This is a genomic window from Arcticibacter svalbardensis MN12-7, assembly GCF_000403135.1.
Lineage (GTDB): Bacteria > Bacteroidota > Bacteroidia > Sphingobacteriales > Sphingobacteriaceae > Arcticibacter > Arcticibacter svalbardensis.
On the sequence record NZ_AQPN01000034.1, the window covers coordinates 1 to 4484 of the forward strand.

The 4484-nt window shown below is 34.1% G+C and carries 3 protein-coding genes; all 3 read right to left on the reverse strand.

All coding sequences use genetic code 11. The features are described 5' to 3' along the window. Nucleotides 1–2394: SusC/RagA family TonB-linked outer membrane protein (locus tag ADIARSV_RS04050; protein ID WP_160166639.1), on the reverse strand; the 2394-nt coding region annotated here is incomplete at its 3' end. Between the two features lie 173 nt (nucleotides 2395–2567). Further along, complete coding sequence (locus ADIARSV_RS04055) at nucleotides 2568–3755, reverse strand: FecR family protein (protein WP_152439765.1); 1188 nt, start codon at nucleotides 3753–3755, stop codon at nucleotides 2568–2570. A 93-nt stretch (nucleotides 3756–3848) separates the two neighbouring features. Next, nucleotides 3849–4376: an RNA polymerase sigma-70 factor gene (locus tag ADIARSV_RS04060; RefSeq protein WP_040299031.1), complete on the reverse strand. Its 528-nt coding sequence runs from the start codon at nucleotides 4374–4376 to the stop codon at nucleotides 3849–3851. Nucleotides 4377–4484 lie beyond the last annotated feature (108 nt).

The window sequence follows — 4484 nt, forward strand, 5'->3', positions numbered from 1 at the left end:
AAGGTCTACACCTCCATTAATTGTCGCTGTTTTTTCCCATGTGAAATCAGGATCAATTGGGTTGGGAGAACTCAAATATTGTGCTTTGTTTCCATTAAGTATGTAAGTGCTTATACCGGAGTTGATTACTGGAATATATGGATAGCTACTACTAATTTGTTGGTTTCCTAAAGAACCGTATGAACCTCTTAGTTTTAAATTAGACATTATAGGTTTCAAAGGTTCAAAAAACGATTCTTCACTTATACGCCAACCGGTAGAAACAGATGGGAAGAAACCGAACCTATTATTTTTAGGGAAGCGAGACGTTCCATCGTATCTTCCGTTCACCTCCAATAAATATTTGCTTTTAAAATCATAATTTATTCTACCGAAAAATCCTAGTAATCCCCATTCACTTGCACTACTACCTACAAGGGCGTCACCAGTCCCTAAATCAAGTTCATTAAGGTCTTCTGAAAGTAAATTATACCTTGTGGCTGTTGTGGTATGGAATTTTCTGAGTTCTTGATTATATCCAGTGGTCAACTTTAAGTTATGCTGACCAAAACTTTTTTCATAATCCCCAAAAGCATTAACAGCATGATATTGATTATTATAAGTGTTTTGACTCAATTGATCGTTTCCTACATAACTAATCACTCCAGGATATACAGACCAAGGTGCTGCGGTTTTTCTTAGTTGGGTTGTGTATGGGGTTAAGTCATAAGTATAATTACCTGTGAAGGTTATTCCCTTATTTAAATTTATTTTGACACCCAAAGTGTTCATAAAATCGTAATTTATTTGATTTCCCATGGATTTATCATGTAATAAATTTGCGGCAAGCCCATCTCCAATGGTAGCAGCGTTGATTTCGGGTCTGTAGGTTGCAGTTCCATCCGGGTTAACAGGTACATATGATGCCAGTTCATGAACACTTGTAGAAACAAAGTTACTGTTATACCCAAATCCTGGATACGTATAATCATTAGCTATAAACTGTGTATTTCCTGATAATGTAAACCAAGGGGTTAGATGGGCGTTTATTTTAGCTCTGAAATTGTATGCATTATACTTGTCTTGGCTGATTTGCATAATTCCTTTCTGCTGATAATATCTACCAGATAAAAGAAAATCCATCTTATCGCTACCACCTGTGACACTTAGAGCATGTTCAAGAGATGGCTGTACATCTCTAAAAAAAGTACTCCACCAATCAGTATTACCATAATAGATATACATGTCTTTGCCATTTCTATTATCGATGACAACAGAAGGCAAGGAAGGGTCTGTTTGTCTTTTCTTCAGTTCCTCGTAGTCTTTCTCTGTGTAATTTGTAAAACCTGCACCTGTGGATCTTATGAAAGCTTCATCAGTTAATTTCGCCTGCGTATATCCGTCGGTCATAAAATCAGTATTAGTTGTAGGGGTTTGTAAACTAAAGTTTGTGCTATAGTTCACAGAAAGTTTTCCATTTTTTCCATTTTTTGTTGTAACTAAAATAACTCCAAAGGCACCTCTTGCACCATAAACTGCAGAAGATGCTGCATCTTTTAATATGGAAATTGATTCAACATCATGGGGGTTGATGTTATTTATATTTCCTGGAGCTCCATCTATTAATACTAGTGGCGAGCCAGTATTGTTGGTGATTGATGCAAATCCTCTGATATTGAATGTCCCTCCGCTACCTGGATGACCATCATTGAATGTGATATTGAGGTTTGGAGAAACTCCCTGAAGAGCTTGTGATAAATTGGCTACAGGCTGAGATTCCAATTTTTTCGCATCTATTTGATCAACTGCACCAGTTAGATTTTCTTTTTTTTGTGTACCATAACCAACTACCACCACTTCACCTAGGCCAGTAACTTCTGGTTGCATGATGATATTCAATTCTTTCGAATTATAGAGTTTTATTTCCTGATTTTTATATCCAATATATGAAAATGTAATGATATCCTTTAAATCAGATTTGATAGAAAAATTACCATTTTGGTCTGTTAGGGTAGTTCCTAATTTATTTTTTAACCATACGGTAACCCCAGGTATTGGCACTCCATTTTCATCTACAACTTTACCAGAAACGTCAACATCTTGAGGTATTGATTGATAGTTAGTTTTGCGTTTAATAACAACTGTGTTTTTAAAGATGGTAAAGTTTAAAGGTTGCCCTTTGAAACATTCGTTTAAAACGTTTTCTATGCTTGCATTTTTTACTGAAATAGTGATAGGATTTGCCTCCTTAATCATCTGGTTATTATATAAGAAATTATAACCGCTTTGATTTCTTATATCTTTAAATATTGTCCCAAGAGAAGCATTTTCAGCAAGAATAGTAATTTTCTGTGCATATCCAGCAGCGTTTACCTGCATGAGTGCAGCTAACATTATGATAGCAGTAAGTTTCATAATTAGCAGTGGTTTTTGTTTCGAAAATGATAATTTGAATTTTGATGAATGGTGAAATTTCATACATTTGAGTAATTTAAGTGGTGTTGATTTTCCAATGATTTAATTATATCGATACGGTAGCTTAAATGAACGAGGGCGTTGCTGCGCTCTCGTTATTTTACTTTTCTTAATTATGTGCCCACTATAATCCTCCTTCCCTCAATTTTAAAGTTTATGACTTCGGTCAACTCCATGAGTTGTAGAATCTGCCTAACATCTTCAAATTTTGAAATACTACCTGTGAAGGTTAAGTCTTTCAAATTCTTTTTATATTCAATGTCCACATTATACCATCTTGATACTTTTCTCAAAATGCTGGCTAAATCTTCGTTTTCGAATATGAAATAACCATTCTTCCAGGCCACACATATCTCTGTATCTACTTTTTGGATGGATAACACTTGATTAATTTTTGATAAAATAGCTTGTTCTCCGGGCTTTAAAACGGATTCGCCACCATTGAAAGATAATTTGACCTTTCCTTCAAGCAATGTGGTTTGTATACGTTTTTCATCATCATAAGCCATTACATTAAAATGGGTTCCAAGGACCTCAATATTTAGATTTTTTTTACTAACTGGATCTTTTACAATTACATGGAATGGCTTTTTGGTGTTTTTTGCTACTTCAAAATATCCTTCACCTTTCAATTCCACTTCACGGATATTCCCCTCAAAAGCTGTCGGGAATCTTAAAGACGATCCTGCGTTTAACCAAACTTTGGTCCCATCTGTTAAAGAGATTTGGAATTCTCCTCCATTGGGTGTCGAAATTATATTGTATCTTATTTTAGAGGAGTTTTCTATAGATGGAGCAAACTCATAAGAAACTTTACCTGCCGTTTTCGTTATGATCATTCCATTCTCTTTTTTCAATCTCCCATCTTTTAATTGATCAAGGTTGACCACTTCTCCATTGCTAAGCGTAAGTATAGCTTTAGAACTTCCTGGATTCACAGCCTTGTTTTGATTGGTTACGATTGGAGATGTTTCTTTTTTAGTTAAGTTGTAGCCAATGAAACCGATTGAAAAAAAACATAATAGTATGGCGGCATATTTGAAAATGGGAATCGTTTTTTTTCTCTTTTCATGGAAGTGAATTTTAAAACGATTAAAGGCATCATCAATGTTTTTTTCATTGAGATCTGCATGGGGTTTTTGCGATTTCCTATTTGATATTTCTGTAAAAAGTTGTCCGTTTTTGGGGTCGTGATGAATCCATTCATTCAATTCCCCCTGTTCAATTGGAGACAACTTTTCCTTTTGAATTAAAGCGAGAATTCGTTTAGCTTTTTTAATTGCTTGTAGTTCTTTTTCCATTCCTGATTTCTCTTTGTAAGAAACCCAAATGGTATAAAAGGATGACAACGAGTATGAATTTATTTTTAAAAAAATATAAATTTTAATACAACATTAAAATTGTGGGCGTAGAATATTTCGTAGAGATTTGATAGCTCTTTGCTTCTGAGTTTTAACAGTATTGATGGATATTCTTAGTTGGTCGGCTATCTCTCCATTTTTCATTTCTTCCAGATAACTCATTTCGGATATCTGTTTGCATGACATCGGTAGTGATTGTATTGCGGCATTTAGTTCACCTAAAATTTCAGTTCTGATGATGGCGTCTAATACGCAGTTTTCGGTTTCATCAGTAGATTGATATCTATGATAGCGATCAACAACTTTTTCATGCCTAAAATGATTTAAAGCAGCATTCTTTACTGATTTATATAGAAAACTTTTAATGATTTCATAATCTTGCTTAATGGATGAGCTTTGATTCCAGTAATTAATGAATGCTTCTTGAACTAAATCTTCCGCTAGGTCATCATTCTTTATAAGGTCTAAAGAAAATTGCAGTAGTCTAGGGTATAAATTTTTGAATATAAATTCAATTCCAAACTCTGAACCTGTACGTTCATTTTTTGTTTCTTTACTCATTCAAACCAATTTGCAGAAATGATTTTGTCAAGCAAATCTCTTAAATGGCTATTAATTTAGTGTTAAGGTAAGTTCAATATATCTCACATAGAGATTTTAGTTTAAGAA

What these genes read in the sequence shown, in the direction of transcription:
- ADIARSV_RS04060 (WP_040299031.1), bottom strand. Translation starts at nt 4,376, where the DNA reads ATGAGTAAAGAAACAAAAAATGAACGTACAGGTTCAGAGTTTGGAATT.
- ADIARSV_RS04055 (WP_152439765.1), bottom strand. Translation starts at nt 3,755, where the DNA reads ATGGAAAAAGAACTACAAGCAATTAAAAAAGCTAAACGAATTCTCGCT.